This is a genomic window from Salinarimonas soli (genome assembly GCF_008386575.1).
GTDB classification, from domain to species: domain Bacteria; phylum Pseudomonadota; class Alphaproteobacteria; order Rhizobiales; family Beijerinckiaceae; genus Salinarimonas_A; species Salinarimonas_A soli.
This window is the reverse complement of record NZ_VUOA01000006.1, coordinates 144,649-157,552: the sequence shown is the minus strand read 5'-3', so window position 1 is coordinate 157,552 and position 12,904 is coordinate 144,649. Positions and strand designations below refer to the sequence as shown.

Sequence of the window (12,904 nt, the reverse complement as noted above, 5' to 3'; positions counted from 1 at the left end):
CTCACCCATCGGAGGGTCCTCCGGCGCGGGGGCGGAAGCGCCGGTCGTAATCCGTCGAGTAGAGGGCGCTGTCGCGGAAGCTACCCGCGTCGAGCGCACGGCCCACCAGGATCAGCGCCGTGCGCTCCAACCCTTCCGCCCGCACCAGCCCCGCCAGCGTGCCGAGCGTTCCCCGGATCACCCGCTCGTCGGGCCACGAGGCGCGCCAGACCACGGCGGCGGGGCAATCGGCGCCGTACGCGGGGATCAGCTCCTCGGCGACCCGCTCCACCACGTGGATCGAGAGATGGATCGCGAGCGTCGCCCGGGTCGCGGCAAAGGCCGTGAGCGTCTCGGTCTCGGGCATCGCTGAGGCGCGGCCCGTGGTGCGGGTGAGCACCACCGACTGCGCCACCTCCGGTACGGTGAGCTCGCGCCCGAGCGCTGCAGCGGCCGCCGCGAAGGAGGGGACGCCCGGCGTGATCGTGTAGGGAATGCCGAGCGCGTCGAGGCGGCGCAGCTGCTCGCCCATGGCGCTCCACACCGAGAGGTCCCCCGAATGGAGCCGCGCCACGTCCTCCCCGGCCTCGTGCGCCCGAACGAACTCCGCCACGATGGCGTCGAGGTCGAGGGGAGCCGTGTCGATGCGCCGGGCGCCGGGCGGGCACCAGGCCAAGATGTCGGACGGAACGATGGAACCCGCATAGAGGCAGACGGGGCAGCGCTCGATGAGCGCCCGGCCCCGCACGGTGATGAGATCGGGGGCGCCCGGACCGGCGCCGATGAAATGCACGGTCACGGGAGGTTCCCCCGTGCGAGCGCGCAGGTGGCGGCGGGAGAGGAGATGCGTGCCAGAAGGAGCGTGCTCCCGAAGCCGGCGGCAGCGAGGGCCGCGGCTTCCGCCACCGAGCCGACGCCGTGGGCTTTGAGCGAGCGCTCCGAGCGGGTCAGCACCCGCGCGTCGGCTCCTTGCAACGCAATCTCGTCGACGCCCAGGCCCGCCGCCGCGAGGCGGCGGGCGGCATCCTGGAAGGCGGGTGCGTCGGCGAGCGCCTGCACCGTGGCGAGGCGGGCGAGGTCGCCGCGCGGCGCTGCGGCGAGCGCGAGCGCGCGCTCCACGAGCGCGACGATCTCGTCCGCGCCCGCGCCGCCCCTGAATCCTACGCCCGCCACGATCATGGCTTCGTCACCAGCCATTGCGTCACAGGCATCGCGGCCCGCCAGCCGTGCATGGAGCCGACCCGCTCCAGGCGCGAGAGCGCGATGCGTCGCATGAGGCCGCCATAGGCGCCATGGAGCGCGGCGAGCCGCGCCTCCGTCTCCAGGGTGACGGCGTTGATCACGAGCCGTCCGCCGGGTTTCAGGGCGCCCCAGCAGGCCTCGAACACCCCCGCCTCGTGCGCGCCCCCGCCGATGAACACGGCGTCAGGCGGAGGGAGATCGGCCAGGGCCCCCGGCGCTTGGCCGACGCGGACCTCCACGCCGACCGCGCCGAGCTGGAGGGCGTTGCCCCGCGCCCGCTCGGCGCGCTCGGCCCGCTCCTCGATCGCAAGGCAGCGATTGCGGGGATGGCTCAGGCACCATTCGATGGCGACCGATCCCGCCCCCGCGCCGACGTCCCATAGGAGCTCGCCGGCGCGCGGCGCCAGGGCGGCCAGCGTCATGGCACGCATCTCCGATTTCGTGAGCTGGCCGTCATTGGCGAACCAGGCATCGTCGAGCCCCGGCGCGAGGGTTACGACGCGCGCCGTCAGAGGCGCCTCGACCTGGAGCGCGATCGTGTTGAGCGGGTCGACGTCTCCGAGGGCGAAGCCCGCCGCGTCCGCCGTCCGCACCCGCTCGCGCGGCCCGCCCATGGCCTCCAGCACGGTGAGCTTCGACCCGCCCATGCCGCGCTCGTCCAGCAGCGCGGCCAGCCGCGCGGGCGTCGTGCCGTCCCAGGACAGGGCGAGGAGGCGGGCACCGGGCTGGAGCAGGGGGATGATCCGCTCCAGGGCCCGCCCGTGCAGGCTCACGCAGGCGCATTCGGGCAGCGACCAGCCCATGCGGGCGGCGGCGAGCGTGAAGGCGGACGGCCCCGGATGGCACACGATCTCGTCCGCCGGGATCAGGCGGGCGAGCTCCGCGCCGACGCCATGATTGAACGGGTCCCCCGTGGCGAGCACGCACACGGCCTCGCCGCGCCGGGCCAGGATCGCGCCGTAGCCGTCCGCGATCGGGGAGGGCCAAGCGAGCGTCGGCGCCGCGATCGGCGCGACGAGCGCGAGATGCCGCGCGCCGCCCACCACCAAGGTCGCGGTCTCCAGAGCGCGGAGCGCGGCGGGGGAAAGCCCCGCGCGCCCGTCCTCGCCCACGCCCACGATGGCGAGCCAGGGGCGGGCGGCGCTCGACTCCACGTCAGCTTTCGGCGACAAGGCGTTCATGCGCATCCTTATTCTGGGCGGCACCACGGAAGCCTCGGGGCTCGCGAGGGCGCTCGCCGGGCAGGGCCGCTTTCAGCCGCTGCTGTCGCTTGCCGGCCGCACCAGCGAGCCGCGCCACCTGCCGATCCCGACCCGCATCGGCGGCTTCGGCGGCCCGGAGGGGCTCGCGCGGTTCCTGCGCGATGAGCGGATGGAAGCCGTCATCGACGCGACGCACCCGTTTGCGGCGGTGATGTCCCACAACGCGGCCAAGGCCTGCGACGACGCTGGCGTGCTTCTGCTGGCGCTGCGCCGTCCGCCCTGGAGGCCGCAGGCCGGCGATCGCTGGCGCGAGGTCGCAACCATGGCGGACGCCGTGCGGGCCCTGGGCGAGGCGCCGCGGCGGGCTTTCCTCACGGTCGGGCGCCTGGAGCTGCGCCCCTTCGCGGCGGCCCCGCAGCATGCCTACGTGGTGCGCACCATCGAGCCCATCGACGACGCCCTGCCGGTGCCGAACGTCATCGCCATCCGCGACCGCGCCCCCTTCGACGAGGCGGCGGAGCGCGCCCTGATGCAAACGCACCGCATCGACGTGCTCGTCACCAAGAATTCCGGCGGCGGCGCCACCTATCCGAAGATCGCGGCGGCCCGGGCGCTGGACATCCCCGTGGTGCTCGTCGCCCGGCCGGAGAAACCGGCGGGCGTCACGGAGGTGGCGGCTGTCACCGAGGCGCTGGCTTGGCTCGATGAGCGTCACGGGCGCACCCCGTAAACGCGGGGCGTGTAGACGTAAGGCGCGGCGCCCTCGCGTTCGATGAGCCGCGTGGTGCTGGCGCCGATCATGACGAGGGTCGACATGTCGGCCGAGGCCGCGTCGGCTTGCGCCAGCGGCACGACGCGGACGCCCTCGTCCGCCCGCCCCACCGCGCGGGCCATGATCACGGGGGTCGCGGGATGGCGGAACTCGGCCGCGAGCGCCAGCGCGCGGCCGAGCTGCCAGGGGCGCGCCTTCGAGATCGGGTTGTAGAGCGCCACGACGAAATCCGCACCGAGCGCCGCGCGAAGCCGCGTCTCGATCACCTCCCATGGCTTGAGGTTGTCGGAGAGCGACATGGCGCAGAAATCGCCCCCGAGCGGCGCGCCGACCCGGGCCGCGGCGGCAAGCATCGCCGTGACGCCGGGCTCCACGCGGATATTGATGGCGCGCCACGCCGGGTCGCCGCCCTCCAGTGCCTCGAAGACGGCCGCCGCCATGGCGAAGACGCCCGGATCGCCGCCCGACACCACCGCCACCCGGTTTCCCGCCGCTGCGAGATCGAGGGCGAAGCGCGCCCGGTCGATCTCGACCCGGTTGTCGGACGCATGCCGCCGCTGGCCGGGCCGCTCTGGCGCGCGGTCGAGATAGGGGCCGTAGCCGACGAGATCCGTCGCCTCCGCGAGCGCCGCCGAGGCCGCGGGCGTGAGCCAGCGCGCGTCGCCGGGGCCTAGGCCCACCACGGTGAGGACGCCTGTCATACGCGCCTCCCTGAGCCTGGCACGATGATCATGGAGAAGTAGGGTGCGTCCTCGTCCTCCGGCAGGTCCGACAGCGGCACCACGCGCTCGCCTGCCATGGTGGCGCGCTCGACGTAGATGGCGCGTTCCAGGAGGCCTGCCTCGCCCAGCGCCGCGCGCACCTTCGGGAGGTGCCGGCCGAGCTTCATGATCACGGCGGCGTCGGTGGCCGCGAGGCGCCGGGCGAGATCGTTGCCCGGCAGCGTCGCGGGCAGGACCGTGAGCACGTCGTCGCCCCAGGTGATGGGCGCGTCCGCGCGCGTCCAGGCGCCGGACATCCCCGTCACGGCGGGCACGACCTCGATCGCCACCCGGTCGCGCAGGCGCCGCCACAGATGCATGAACGAGCCGTAGAAGAACGGGTCGCCCTCGCAGAGCACCGCCACGATCCGCCCCGCCTCGGCCTCGGCGAGGAGGCGGGCGGCGCAGTCCTCGTAGAAGGGGTTCAGCGCCGCCGCGTAGTCCGGATGGTCGGCGGGGATCTCCGTGGTGACGGGATAGACCATGGCGATCTCGCGGGCCGGGTCCGCGCCGAGAACCGCGTCCGCGATGGTGCGGGCGTTGCCGCGCCGCCCCTTCTTGCAGAAGTGGGCGAGCCGGTCGGCGCGCTCCAGGATGCCGCGGGCCCGCACGGTCATGAGGTCCGGGTTGCCGGGGCCTAACCCTAACCCGAAGAGGCGGATCGCGTCGCTCATCGCGCGCCCTACTCCACCGGGTTGGCAAGCGCGTTGACGGCTGCCGCCGCCATCGCCGAGCCGCCCCGCCGCCCGTGCACCACCACGAAGGGCACCCGGCCGTCGCGGGCGAGCGCCTCCTTGGACTCGGCGGCGCCGATGAAGCCCACCGGGATGCCGATCACGGCCGCGGGCTTAGGTGCGCCCTCGTTCATCATCTCGAGGAGCCGGAAGAGCGCGGTGGGCGCGTTGCCCACCACCACGAGGGCGCCCGCCAGCCGCTCGCGCCACAAGTCGAGCGCGGCGGCGGAGCGGGTGTTGCCCATCTGCGCGGCGAGCCCCGGCACGCGCGGGTCGTCGAGGGTGCAGATCACGTCGTTGCCGGCGGGCAGGCGCGCCCGCGTGACCCCGTTCGCCACCATCTTGGCGTCGCACAGGATCGGGGCGCCGGCCCTGAGCGCGGCCTCGGCCGTCTCGGCGAAATCGGGCGACATCTCCACGTCGCGGGGCAGGTCCGTCATGCCGCAGGCGTGGATCATGCGCACGACGACCCGCTCCGCCGTGCCGTGAAAGCGCGAGAGGTCGGCCTCGGCGCGAATGATCGCGAAGGAGCGGCGATAAATCTCGGCGCCCTCGCGGACGTAATCGAGGCGCTCGGTCATAGCGCGGGCTCCCGGAGGGCGCGGGCGAGCTCACCGGGCGTCGGAGCTTCGCGAAGACGGGTCATCACCTCGTCGAGGGAGAGGCGGAGGACCGCCGGATCGCGGGCCGTACCCCCTGGCACGAGGCCATAGCAACCGTCCTCCTGCCCCACGAGGGTGACATCCGCCCGGCCCGGATGGGCGCAGCCCTTCGGGCAGCCCGACACGTGAAGCGAGAGCCCCGCCGCGAGGAGGTGCGACGCGGCCTCCGCCAGAGGCGCAGCATCGCTCGGCGCTGGCACCCGCCCGGCGCCGCAGGAGGGCGCGCCGGGGCAGGCCGAGACGGCGAGGCGGGGATCGGCGGGATCGACGATGAAGCCCGCGGCCTCGGCCTCGCGGAGGATAATGCCCGGATCCGGGATACCCGGCAGGACCAGGCCCCGGCTCGGCGACGGACGGATCTCGCCGGAGCCATGAGCCCGGCTCCAGTCCGCGGCGCGGGCGAGCTGATCCGCGTTGCAGCGGCCGAAAGCGAGAGCGGCGAGAAGCGCGAGCGTGCCGCCGTGGGAGGGCACCAGCCCTGTGCGGGGGCAGGCGGGGCGGAGCGGGGGCGCGTCCCTGGGCGCCAGGGCCACGCGGGCGGCGAGCACCGCCCGTTGGGCCTCGTCCAGATCGCGGATCCGTCCGACCCCCGTGCGCCCGTCGCGCCGCAGGGCCGCGAAGCCCTGCAGCAGCGCGCGGACGACTTCGGGCGCGTCCCCGGCCCGGGTCGCGCCGATCCAGCGCGGGCCCTCCGGCGCGGCGAGGCCGACCGCGATCGGGGTGGGACCGGCCACGGCGGTGAGAACGATGTCGGCGCCCGAGCCCACGAGCGGCATGATCCCGCCGCCGTCGACCGCGACGAACACCTTGCCCGGCAGGTCGCGCACGTCCGCCGCCTCCTCCACGGCTGCCGCGAGGGGGCGGGCGTCGAGGCGCTCGGCGGGATCGATGCCGCTGAAGGGCGAGACGAGGGTGAGCCGGTTGGGGCCGTCGCCCTCGGGCTCCACGAGGCCCGCCTCGTCGAGGCGCGCTAGGAGGGCGGGGTAGGTCGCCGGTCGCACGCCCCGGATCTGGAGATTGCCCCGGGCCGTCACGTCGAGAAGCCCGTTGCCGAAGGTGCGCGCAGCCTCCGCCACGAGACGCGCCTCGTCCGCCCCGAGCACGCCGCCCGGCGGGTGGACGCGCACCAGGAGCCCGTCGCCGGTCTCCATGGGCCGGCGCACGCCGGGGCACCAGCCCCGCACCCGGGGCGCCTGCGGCAGGGGCGCGCTCATTCGGCCGCCTCCGGCAGGACATCATCGAGGCATGCCGCGACGGAGTTGAGCCGGCTCGTCCACAGGCCTCGACGCCGCGCGTCCGCCAGGCGCTCGCGGATCGCGTGGGCGGCGGCGGGATTGGCTTGCGCCAAGCGGTCGCGAACGGACTCGTCGCCGATGAGCGCGGTGAAGACGAGATCGAACGCGGCGTCGCCGACCTCGCGCGTCGTGGCTGCGAAAGCGTAGAGCGCGTCCACGCCTTGCGCGATCTCGGCCGCCCCGCGCCAGCCGTGGCGCAGCTGCCCCTCGATCCAGCGGGGATGGGAGAGCCTGCCGCGCACCAGCCGGTCCACGTCCTCGCGCAGGGTGCGGGCCCGCATGGAGTCGGGGCGGCTCGTGTCGAGGCTGTAGAGGGCGGGGCAGGCCCCGAGCGCCTCCGCCGCCGCGGCAAAGCCCCCGAAGGCGTCCGCCACCGCGTCGCCGTCGAGGATGTCGCGCTCGGCCACGTCGGTCACGTGGACGAAGGCCTGCGCTCCGCCGACGCGCTCGGGGAAGCTCGCATCGGCCCGCGCCTCGCCGCCGGCCCCATAGGCGTGGGTGACGGAAGCGAGATAGGTCTGCCCGAGATCGCCGCGCCCGCTCCAGTCGCCGTCGAGCGCGCGAGCCGAGACGCCCGCCCCGTAGGTGCCCGGCGCCCCGCCGAAGATCCGCGCCGCGCTCTCGCCCCGGCGGCGGGCGGCGGCGGGCTCGTTCCACTCGTCGTCCTCGTTCAGTGCCGCCACCGCGCGGGCGGCGGCGTCGAGGAGGGCGATCTGCTCGGGGAACGCGTCGCGAAAGGCGCCCGACACCCGGATCGTCACGTCGGCGCGCGGGCCCTCCAGGAGGGGCTGCGGCACGATCTCGAAGCCCGTCACCCGGGTCGAGGCGTGATCCCAGACGGGGCGCACGCCCATGAGTGCCATGGCGTGGGCGATGTCCTCGCCGCCCGAGCGCAGCGTCGGCGAGGCCCACAGGTCCATGACGACCCGGCGCGGCCAGTCGCCTTCTTCTTGCAGGTGGCGACGCACCACCTCCGCCGCGGCGCGCCGGCCGAGTTCCGTGGCGGCGCGGGTCGGGATGGCGCGGGGGTCGAGGGTCGCGAGGTTGCGGCCGGTGGGGAGCACGTCGAGGCGCCCCCGGCTCGGCGATCCGGCGGGACCGGGGGGCACGAAGCGGCCGTCCAGGGCGGCCAGAAGGCCCGCCCGCTCGGCCTCCCCACAGGCCTGGAAGCCGGGGCGCGCCTGCCCGAACACGTGCAGCCCGTCGCGCGCGGTCGTCTCGCCGAGATCGCACAGATGGGCGTCGAGACGGGTCAGCGCCTCGTCCATGGGGGTGCCCTCGTCCACGCCGCAGGCCCGGTCGAGACCGGAGGCGCGGGCGCGCTCCCGGATCTCGGCGGCGACGAGCTCGGCCCGGCGGGGGTCGAGGACGCCGGCTTGCGAATATTCCTCCACGAGCTCGCGCAGGGCCGCCGCCTCGCCCTGGAGGCCGGTCTCCATCACGGCGGGGGTGAGGTGGCCGAGGGTCACCGCGCCAAGGCGGCGCTTGGCGGGCGCGGCCTCGCCGGGATCATCCACGATGAAGGGATAGACCACCGGCAGCGAGCCGGTCGCGAGCCTCGGCCAGCAGGCGGCGGAGAGCGCCACGGCTTTGCCCGGCAGCCATTCCGTGGTGCCGTGGGTACCCAGATGGATGAGCGCGTCCACCCGCTCGAGGCCCCGAAGGGCGAGATAGAACGCGAGATAGCCGTGGCACGGCGGCAGGTCGCCGTCGTGGTAGCGCGCCTTGCGGTCGCCCCCGTGCCCCCGGTCGGGCTGGAGCGCCACGAGAACGCGGCCCGCCTTGAGCGAGCGGAAATGAAAGGCGCTCTCCTGGAAGGCGGGGTCGGCCTCCGGCGCCCCCCAGCGGGCGTGAAGCTCCGCGCGCTGCGGCTCGCCGAGCGTGTCGAGCCAGGCCCGGTAGGCCCCGAGGGGCACCGCGAGGCTCGGTGCGGCGCCCATGAGGCGGGGCATGAGGTCGGCAGGATCGATATCGCGGGTGACGTCGTAGCCCGCGTCCGCGAGCGTACCGAGGATCGCGCTGACGCTCGCGGGCGTGTCGAGGCCCACGGCGAAGCCCGCCCGGCCCCCGCGCGCCGGATAGTCGGAGAGGACCAGCGCCATGCGCCGCTCGGGGCGCGGTGTCCGGGCAAGTCGTACCCACGCCGCCGCGAGATCCGCCGCCGCGACGACGCCCTCCAGGTCCGGGGCCTGGACGCGGCGGGCGAAGGCGAGCGCCGGGTCGGGCTCCGCCTCGGCTTTGAACGAGATCGGCCCCGCGCCGATGCGCCCGTCGAATTCAGGCAGAGCGACCTGCATGGCGAGGTCGGCCGCCGAGAGGCCGCGCGGGGAGGCCTCCCACGCCTCGCGGGAGACGCCCACGGGGATCACCTGGAGCACGGGGCAGGCGGCGGCATCGAGGACGAAGCCCGAATCGTCGCGCGCCGCGAAGGCTGTGGTGGTGAGCACGATGTCGGGCCGCCGCGCCGCCGCGGCCTCAGCCACCACGGACACAGCCGCCGGGTCCTTGAGGCTCGACACGGCGAGCACCAGGGGCTCGATGCCCCGCGCCTGCAGGGCTTCGCACAACGCGCCTGCGGTGGCCGTGTCGCCCGCGAGCAAGGAGGAGCGGTAGACGAGGAGATGGGCGAGGGGGCGAGCGGGATCGAGGCCCGCCAGCACCTGAACGGCATCGTCCGGGCCGCCCTCGGGCGTCCAGGCGAAGGCGCGGGGGACGGTGCGGGGCGGGAGGACGGGGCCCCCCTCCATGCCGATCTCGGCCGCGATGCGGGCCAGCAGCCGCCCCATGTTCTCGACGCCGCCCGCGCGGAAGTAGGCCTCCAGCTCGTCGCAGAACGCGGCCGGCACCGTGGCGTAATCGGGCAGGCGCGGATCGGGCCTGTCGTCGCCCGGCAGCACGGCGAGGGTCACGCCGTTCGCCCGGCAGGCGGCGTGCAGCCGCTCCAGGCCGTAGCGCCAGTAGTCGAGCCCGCCGAGGCAGCGCACGAGCACGAACCGCGCCCGCGCCGCCGTGCCCTCCACGTAGAGGTCCACGGAGAGCGGATGGCGCAGGCGGCGCAGGGACGCGAGGCGCAAGGAGGGCGCGCCCGGGGGCAGCGCCTCCCGCGCGGCCGCGAGCGCCGAGAGATCGCTGTCGGCGAAGGAGAGCGCCACGACGTCGCCCGGGGGCTGGCGGAGGTCCACCGCCTCCGCCCCCTCGTCGAGGGAGACCGTCGTGACCGGGAGGAGGTGCATCCTAGCCGCCGCGAAGGGCCGCCTCGACGGCGCCCCGGTCGAACCCCTTGAGGCCGATCACCACCATGCGCCCGTCGCGCGCCTCGCCCGCCCGCCAGGGCCGGTCGAAGTGATGCGCCACGCGCCGGCCGACTCCCTGCACCACGAGGCGCATGGGCTTGCCCTCCACGGGCGCGAAGCCCTTGATCCGCAGCACGCCCGCGGCTTCCGCCGCGCGCTCCACCCGGATCGCCAGCGCGCCCGGATCGGCGACCGCGCCGACGGGGATCGAGACGCTCTCGAAATCGTCGTGGTCGTGATCGTCCTCGCCGTCGTGGTGCGAGGGGCGGGCCTCGAGATCGGTCTCGGCGGCGGCGCCGAGGCCCAGCAGCACCCGGGGCTCCACCCGGCCATGGGCCGTTTCGACGACCTTCACGGCTCGGGGCAGGTGCTCGCGGATGTCGGCCAGCACGCGGGCGCGCTCCGACTCGTCCATCGCGTCGGTCTTGTTGAGGAGGATGAGGTCGGCGCAGAGCAGCTGGTCCTCGAACACCTCCTCCAGCGGGTTGTCGTGGTCCACCGACTGGTCGGCGGCGCGCTGGGCGGCCAGGGCCTCCGGATCGTCGGCGAAGAGTCCCGCCGCCACGGCGGGACCGTCCACCACCGCCACCACGCCGTCCACCGTCACCCGCGAGCGGATGGCGGGCCAGTTGAAGGCGTTGACGAGGGGTTTCGGCAGCGCGAGCCCCGAGGTCTCGATGAGGATGTGCTCGGGCGGGTTCGGCCGGTCGAGGAGCTTCGTGAGCGCGGGCACGAAATCGTCCGCCACGGTGCAGCAGATGCAGCCGTTGGGCAGCTCGACGATGTCGTCCTGGGTGCAACCCTCGATGCCGCATCCCTCGATGAAGGAGCCGTCGAAGCCGAGATCGCCGAACTCGTTCACGAGCACGGCGAGGCGCCGCCCGCCCGCGTTCTCCAGGAGATGGCGGACCAGCGTGGTCTTTCCCGCGCCGAGGAAGCCGGTGACGACCGTGCAGGGAGTTTTGGCAAGCGTGCTCATGGGGCCTGTCTCGGGCGCTTTTACGCCGCGCTGCTCGTCTTGAAGGGCGGGATGCGGGCGACGACGCCCTTGCGGAAAGCTTCCGGGCGCTGGCGCCAGGGCACGAGGCCGTCGGGCGTGGCGGCGTAAAGGCGCACGCCCTCCAGGATGGTCTCGACGGCGCTGCCAGGGTCGAGGTCGCCGTAGATGTAGGTCCAGCGCCCCGGCCCCGACACCGCGACGGTGCAGGGCCGCTTGCAGACGGAGAGGCACTCCACCGCCTCGAGGCGCACGGCGGGCGCGCCCTCCTGGCCAAGCGCTTCCGCCAGCGCCCCGTGCAGCACCGCGCCAGGACGCGGCGCGCCCTCGTCCGCGACGCCCGCCATGCGGCAGGTGACGCAGACGTGCAGGCAGATCTCGGAATCGGACATGTCCGGGGCCGGATCAGCCGAGGAGCGGCAGGGCGAGCGCGCCGAGGCCCGTCGCCGCGACGCCGAAGCCCGCGAAGCGCAGGCGGTCATGGGCCGCCACCGGCGTGGCCCCGGCGATGCGGCGCGCGGCGAGCGCCACGCCCGTCGCGACGGCGGCCTGGATCAGGACGAGGCCGACGAGATAGGCCGTGAGCGGGCCCGTGCGCGCTCCGATGATGGATTCGGCGAGCGCATGGCCGTGGGTGAGGCCGCCGACCGCGAAGAGGAGCGCCGTCGCCCCGAGCGGCAGGGTCACCTGGCGCGCCGCCGCAAGGCCGATGGCGACCACCGCGAGCGCGACGAGCACCTCGGCGAAGGGCAGGCCGATGCCCGCCGCGTGCAGGCCCGTGCCCATGGCCATGGCGGCGACCCAGACGAAGGGGAGGGCGAGGCCGCGGGGGAAGCGCGCCGCGAGCAGCCCGACGCCGATGAGCGCCGCGAAGTGATCGAGGCCGATCAGGGGATGGCCGAGCCCCGAGAGGAAGCCCTGGACCACCGTCGTGGGCAGCTGCCCGCCGGTCGGATGGTGCGCGAAGGCCGGGGTCGCGGCGAGGAGGCCGGCGACGGACAGCGTGAGGAGGCGGGTCGTGTGGGCTCGCAGGGGCATCGCGTACTCCGTCGGGCGGCCCTTTCGGGCCAAAAAGCTTCCACGAGCGGAGTCGAGCGAGCTCGACCACAGTCGCCCCCGGAAATCCCCGTCCGGAGGGCTCGACAGAAGCGGCGCGACGGCAGGTCTCCTGGCTCGCGGGTCAGTGCCCATCGCCCCTGCCTTCCCGGGTCTCCCCAGTGGCCGTTCGGGCGCGGGCTCGCCGCTTACAGTTGCGGGGGCAGCCGCGGTGTCTCACCGCATTCCCTTTTCACCCCGTCTCCGGGGCACCGTCGCGGGGGACGATAGCGGGTGTGGAAGGGGGCGGCAACCTTTCTGGCGCCGTCCCCGGCCGCCGTGACCCGCCGAAGGGGCGTGGCGGCGGGGGCGGCGCGGCGCTATAGGGGGTCCACGATGACCAGCCACCCCGACATCCCTACTTCAGCCCGCCTCACCCTGGTGCTCGGCGGCGCGCGCTCCGGCAAGAGCCGGCATGCGGAGGCGCTCGTGCAGGCGCACCCCGCGCCGTGGCTTTATATCGCGACCGCGCAGGCCTTCGACGACGAGATGCGCGCGCGGATCGCGCTCCATCGCGAGCGGCGGCCGGAGGGCTGGATCACCGTCGATGCGCCGCTTGACCTCGCAGGCGCCATCCGGAAGGCGGAACCCGGGCGGCCCATGCTCGTGGATTGCCTCACGCTGTGGCTCACCAACGTGATGCTCGCCGAGCGCGACGTGCCGGCGGCCGTCAATGAGCTGGAGGAGGCCTGCGCGGCGGCGGCGGGGCCCCTCGTGCTCGTGTCGAACGAGGTGGGCCTCGGCATCGTGCCCGACAACGCGCTCGCCCGCCGCTTTCGCGACCATGCCGGCATCCTGCACCAGCGGCTTGCCGCGCGGGCCGACCGGGTGCTCCTGATCGTGGCCGGCCTCCCCCTGACGGTGAAGTAGGA

General features: G+C 74.7%; 13 protein-coding genes and 1 riboswitch. Of the genes, 2 read left to right on the top strand and 11 right to left on the bottom strand.

The genetic code is table 11. The annotated features are described in order from the left end of the window. Position 1: 1 nt before the first annotated feature. From cobM to cbiE, 3 genes are read right to left on the bottom strand one after another with little or no spacing between them, the layout of a single operon-like run. Positions 2–778 carry a precorrin-4 C(11)-methyltransferase gene (cobM, locus tag F0L46_RS03250; protein WP_149815585.1) on the bottom strand — a complete coding sequence of 259 codons (777 nt, stop codon included), beginning with the start codon at positions 776–778 and terminating at the stop codon, positions 2–4. Then, on the bottom strand, positions 775–1,176 hold the full coding sequence (locus F0L46_RS03245) for a cobalamin biosynthesis protein (RefSeq protein ID WP_149815584.1): 402 nt from the start codon (positions 1,174–1,176) through the stop codon (positions 775–777). The genes cobM and F0L46_RS03245 overlap by 4 nt, the downstream gene beginning before the upstream one ends. After that, positions 1,155–2,402, bottom strand: a complete 1,248-nt coding sequence (gene cbiE, locus F0L46_RS03240; protein WP_149815583.1) for a precorrin-6y C5,15-methyltransferase (decarboxylating) subunit CbiE — start codon at positions 2,400–2,402, stop codon at positions 1,155–1,157. Before cbiE ends, F0L46_RS03245 begins: the two co-directional genes overlap by 22 nt. Here cbiE and F0L46_RS03235 point away from each other — a divergent pair. Next, entirely contained in the window at positions 2,401–3,153 is a 753-nt protein-coding gene (locus F0L46_RS03235; protein ID WP_149815582.1) for a cobalt-precorrin-6A reductase, read from the top strand. The genes cbiE and F0L46_RS03235 overlap by 2 nt on opposite strands. Here F0L46_RS03235 and cobJ read toward each other — a convergent pair. From cobJ to F0L46_RS03195, 8 genes are read right to left on the bottom strand one after another with little or no spacing between them, the layout of a single operon-like run. Continuing rightward, positions 3,135–3,896 carry a precorrin-3B C(17)-methyltransferase gene (cobJ, locus tag F0L46_RS03230; protein ID WP_149815581.1) on the bottom strand — a complete coding sequence of 254 codons (762 nt, stop codon included), beginning with the start codon at positions 3,894–3,896 and terminating at the stop codon, positions 3,135–3,137. The genes F0L46_RS03235 and cobJ overlap by 19 nt on opposite strands. Beyond that, the gene (locus F0L46_RS03225; protein ID WP_149815580.1) at positions 3,893–4,630 is read right to left on the bottom strand and encodes a precorrin-2 C(20)-methyltransferase; all 738 of its coding nucleotides are present in this window, start codon (positions 4,628–4,630) and stop codon (positions 3,893–3,895) included. The genes cobJ and F0L46_RS03225 overlap by 4 nt, the downstream gene beginning before the upstream one ends. A gap of 8 nt (positions 4,631–4,638) precedes the next feature. Next, positions 4,639–5,271 (bottom strand): precorrin-8X methylmutase, encoded by a 633-nt coding sequence (locus tag F0L46_RS03220; RefSeq protein WP_149815579.1) that lies wholly within the window; start codon positions 5,269–5,271, stop codon positions 4,639–4,641. After that, the gene (gene cobG / locus F0L46_RS03215) at positions 5,268–6,566 is read right to left on the bottom strand and encodes a precorrin-3B synthase (protein ID WP_149815578.1); all 1,299 of its coding nucleotides are present in this window, start codon (positions 6,564–6,566) and stop codon (positions 5,268–5,270) included. Before cobG ends, F0L46_RS03220 begins: the two co-directional genes overlap by 4 nt. Further along, positions 6,563–9,880 (bottom strand): cobaltochelatase subunit CobN, encoded by a 3,318-nt coding sequence (gene cobN, locus F0L46_RS03210; RefSeq protein WP_149815577.1) that lies wholly within the window; start codon positions 9,878–9,880, stop codon positions 6,563–6,565. The genes cobG and cobN overlap by 4 nt, the downstream gene beginning before the upstream one ends. Position 9,881: 1 nt before the next feature. Beyond that, entirely contained in the window at positions 9,882–10,919 is a 1,038-nt protein-coding gene (gene cobW, locus F0L46_RS03205; RefSeq protein WP_149815576.1) for a cobalamin biosynthesis protein CobW, read from the bottom strand. 20 nt (positions 10,920–10,939) lie between these two features. Next, positions 10,940–11,329 (bottom strand): DUF1636 family protein, encoded by a 390-nt coding sequence (locus F0L46_RS03200; RefSeq protein ID WP_149815575.1) that lies wholly within the window; start codon positions 11,327–11,329, stop codon positions 10,940–10,942. 13 nt (positions 11,330–11,342) lie between these two features. After that, complete coding sequence (locus tag F0L46_RS03195; RefSeq protein WP_149815574.1) at positions 11,343–11,975, bottom strand: HupE/UreJ family protein; 633 nt, start codon at positions 11,973–11,975, stop codon at positions 11,343–11,345. Positions 11,976–12,078: 103 nt separating this feature from the next. Then, positions 12,079–12,264, bottom strand: a riboswitch (cobalamin riboswitch). A 104-nt stretch (positions 12,265–12,368) separates the two neighbouring features. On the opposite strand from F0L46_RS03195, the gene cobU reads away from it, so the two are divergent. Further along, positions 12,369–12,902: a bifunctional adenosylcobinamide kinase/adenosylcobinamide-phosphate guanylyltransferase gene (gene cobU, locus F0L46_RS03190; RefSeq protein WP_149815573.1), complete on the top strand. Its 534-nt coding sequence runs from the start codon at positions 12,369–12,371 to the stop codon at positions 12,900–12,902. The last annotated feature ends 2 nt before the right edge of the window (positions 12,903–12,904 follow it).

Bases quoted from the DNA above. Each gene is read 5' to 3' on its own strand.
- F0L46_RS03245 (WP_149815584.1), bottom strand. From the start codon at position 1,176: ATGGCTGGTGACGAAGCCATGATCGTGGCGGGCGTAGGATTCAGGGGC.
- F0L46_RS03235 (WP_149815582.1), top strand. From the start codon at position 2,401: ATGCGCATCCTTATTCTGGGCGGCACCACGGAAGCCTCGGGGCTCGCG.
- cbiE (WP_149815583.1), bottom strand. From the start codon at position 2,402: ATGAACGCCTTGTCGCCGAAAGCTGACGTGGAGTCGAGCGCCGCCCGC.
- cobJ (WP_149815581.1), bottom strand. From the start codon at position 3,896: ATGACAGGCGTCCTCACCGTGGTGGGCCTAGGCCCCGGCGACGCGCGC.
- F0L46_RS03225 (WP_149815580.1), bottom strand. From the start codon at position 4,630: ATGAGCGACGCGATCCGCCTCTTCGGGTTAGGGTTAGGCCCCGGCAAC.
- F0L46_RS03220 (WP_149815579.1), bottom strand. From the start codon at position 5,271: ATGACCGAGCGCCTCGATTACGTCCGCGAGGGCGCCGAGATTTATCGC.
- cobG (WP_149815578.1), bottom strand. From the start codon at position 6,566: ATGAGCGCGCCCCTGCCGCAGGCGCCCCGGGTGCGGGGCTGGTGCCCC.
- cobN (WP_149815577.1), bottom strand. From the start codon at position 9,880: ATGCACCTCCTCCCGGTCACGACGGTCTCCCTCGACGAGGGGGCGGAG.
- cobW (WP_149815576.1), bottom strand. From the start codon at position 10,919: ATGAGCACGCTTGCCAAAACTCCCTGCACGGTCGTCACCGGCTTCCTC.
- F0L46_RS03200 (WP_149815575.1), bottom strand. From the start codon at position 11,329: ATGTCCGATTCCGAGATCTGCCTGCACGTCTGCGTCACCTGCCGCATG.
- F0L46_RS03195 (WP_149815574.1), bottom strand. From the start codon at position 11,975: ATGCCCCTGCGAGCCCACACGACCCGCCTCCTCACGCTGTCCGTCGCC.
- cobU (WP_149815573.1), top strand. From the start codon at position 12,369: ATGACCAGCCACCCCGACATCCCTACTTCAGCCCGCCTCACCCTGGTG.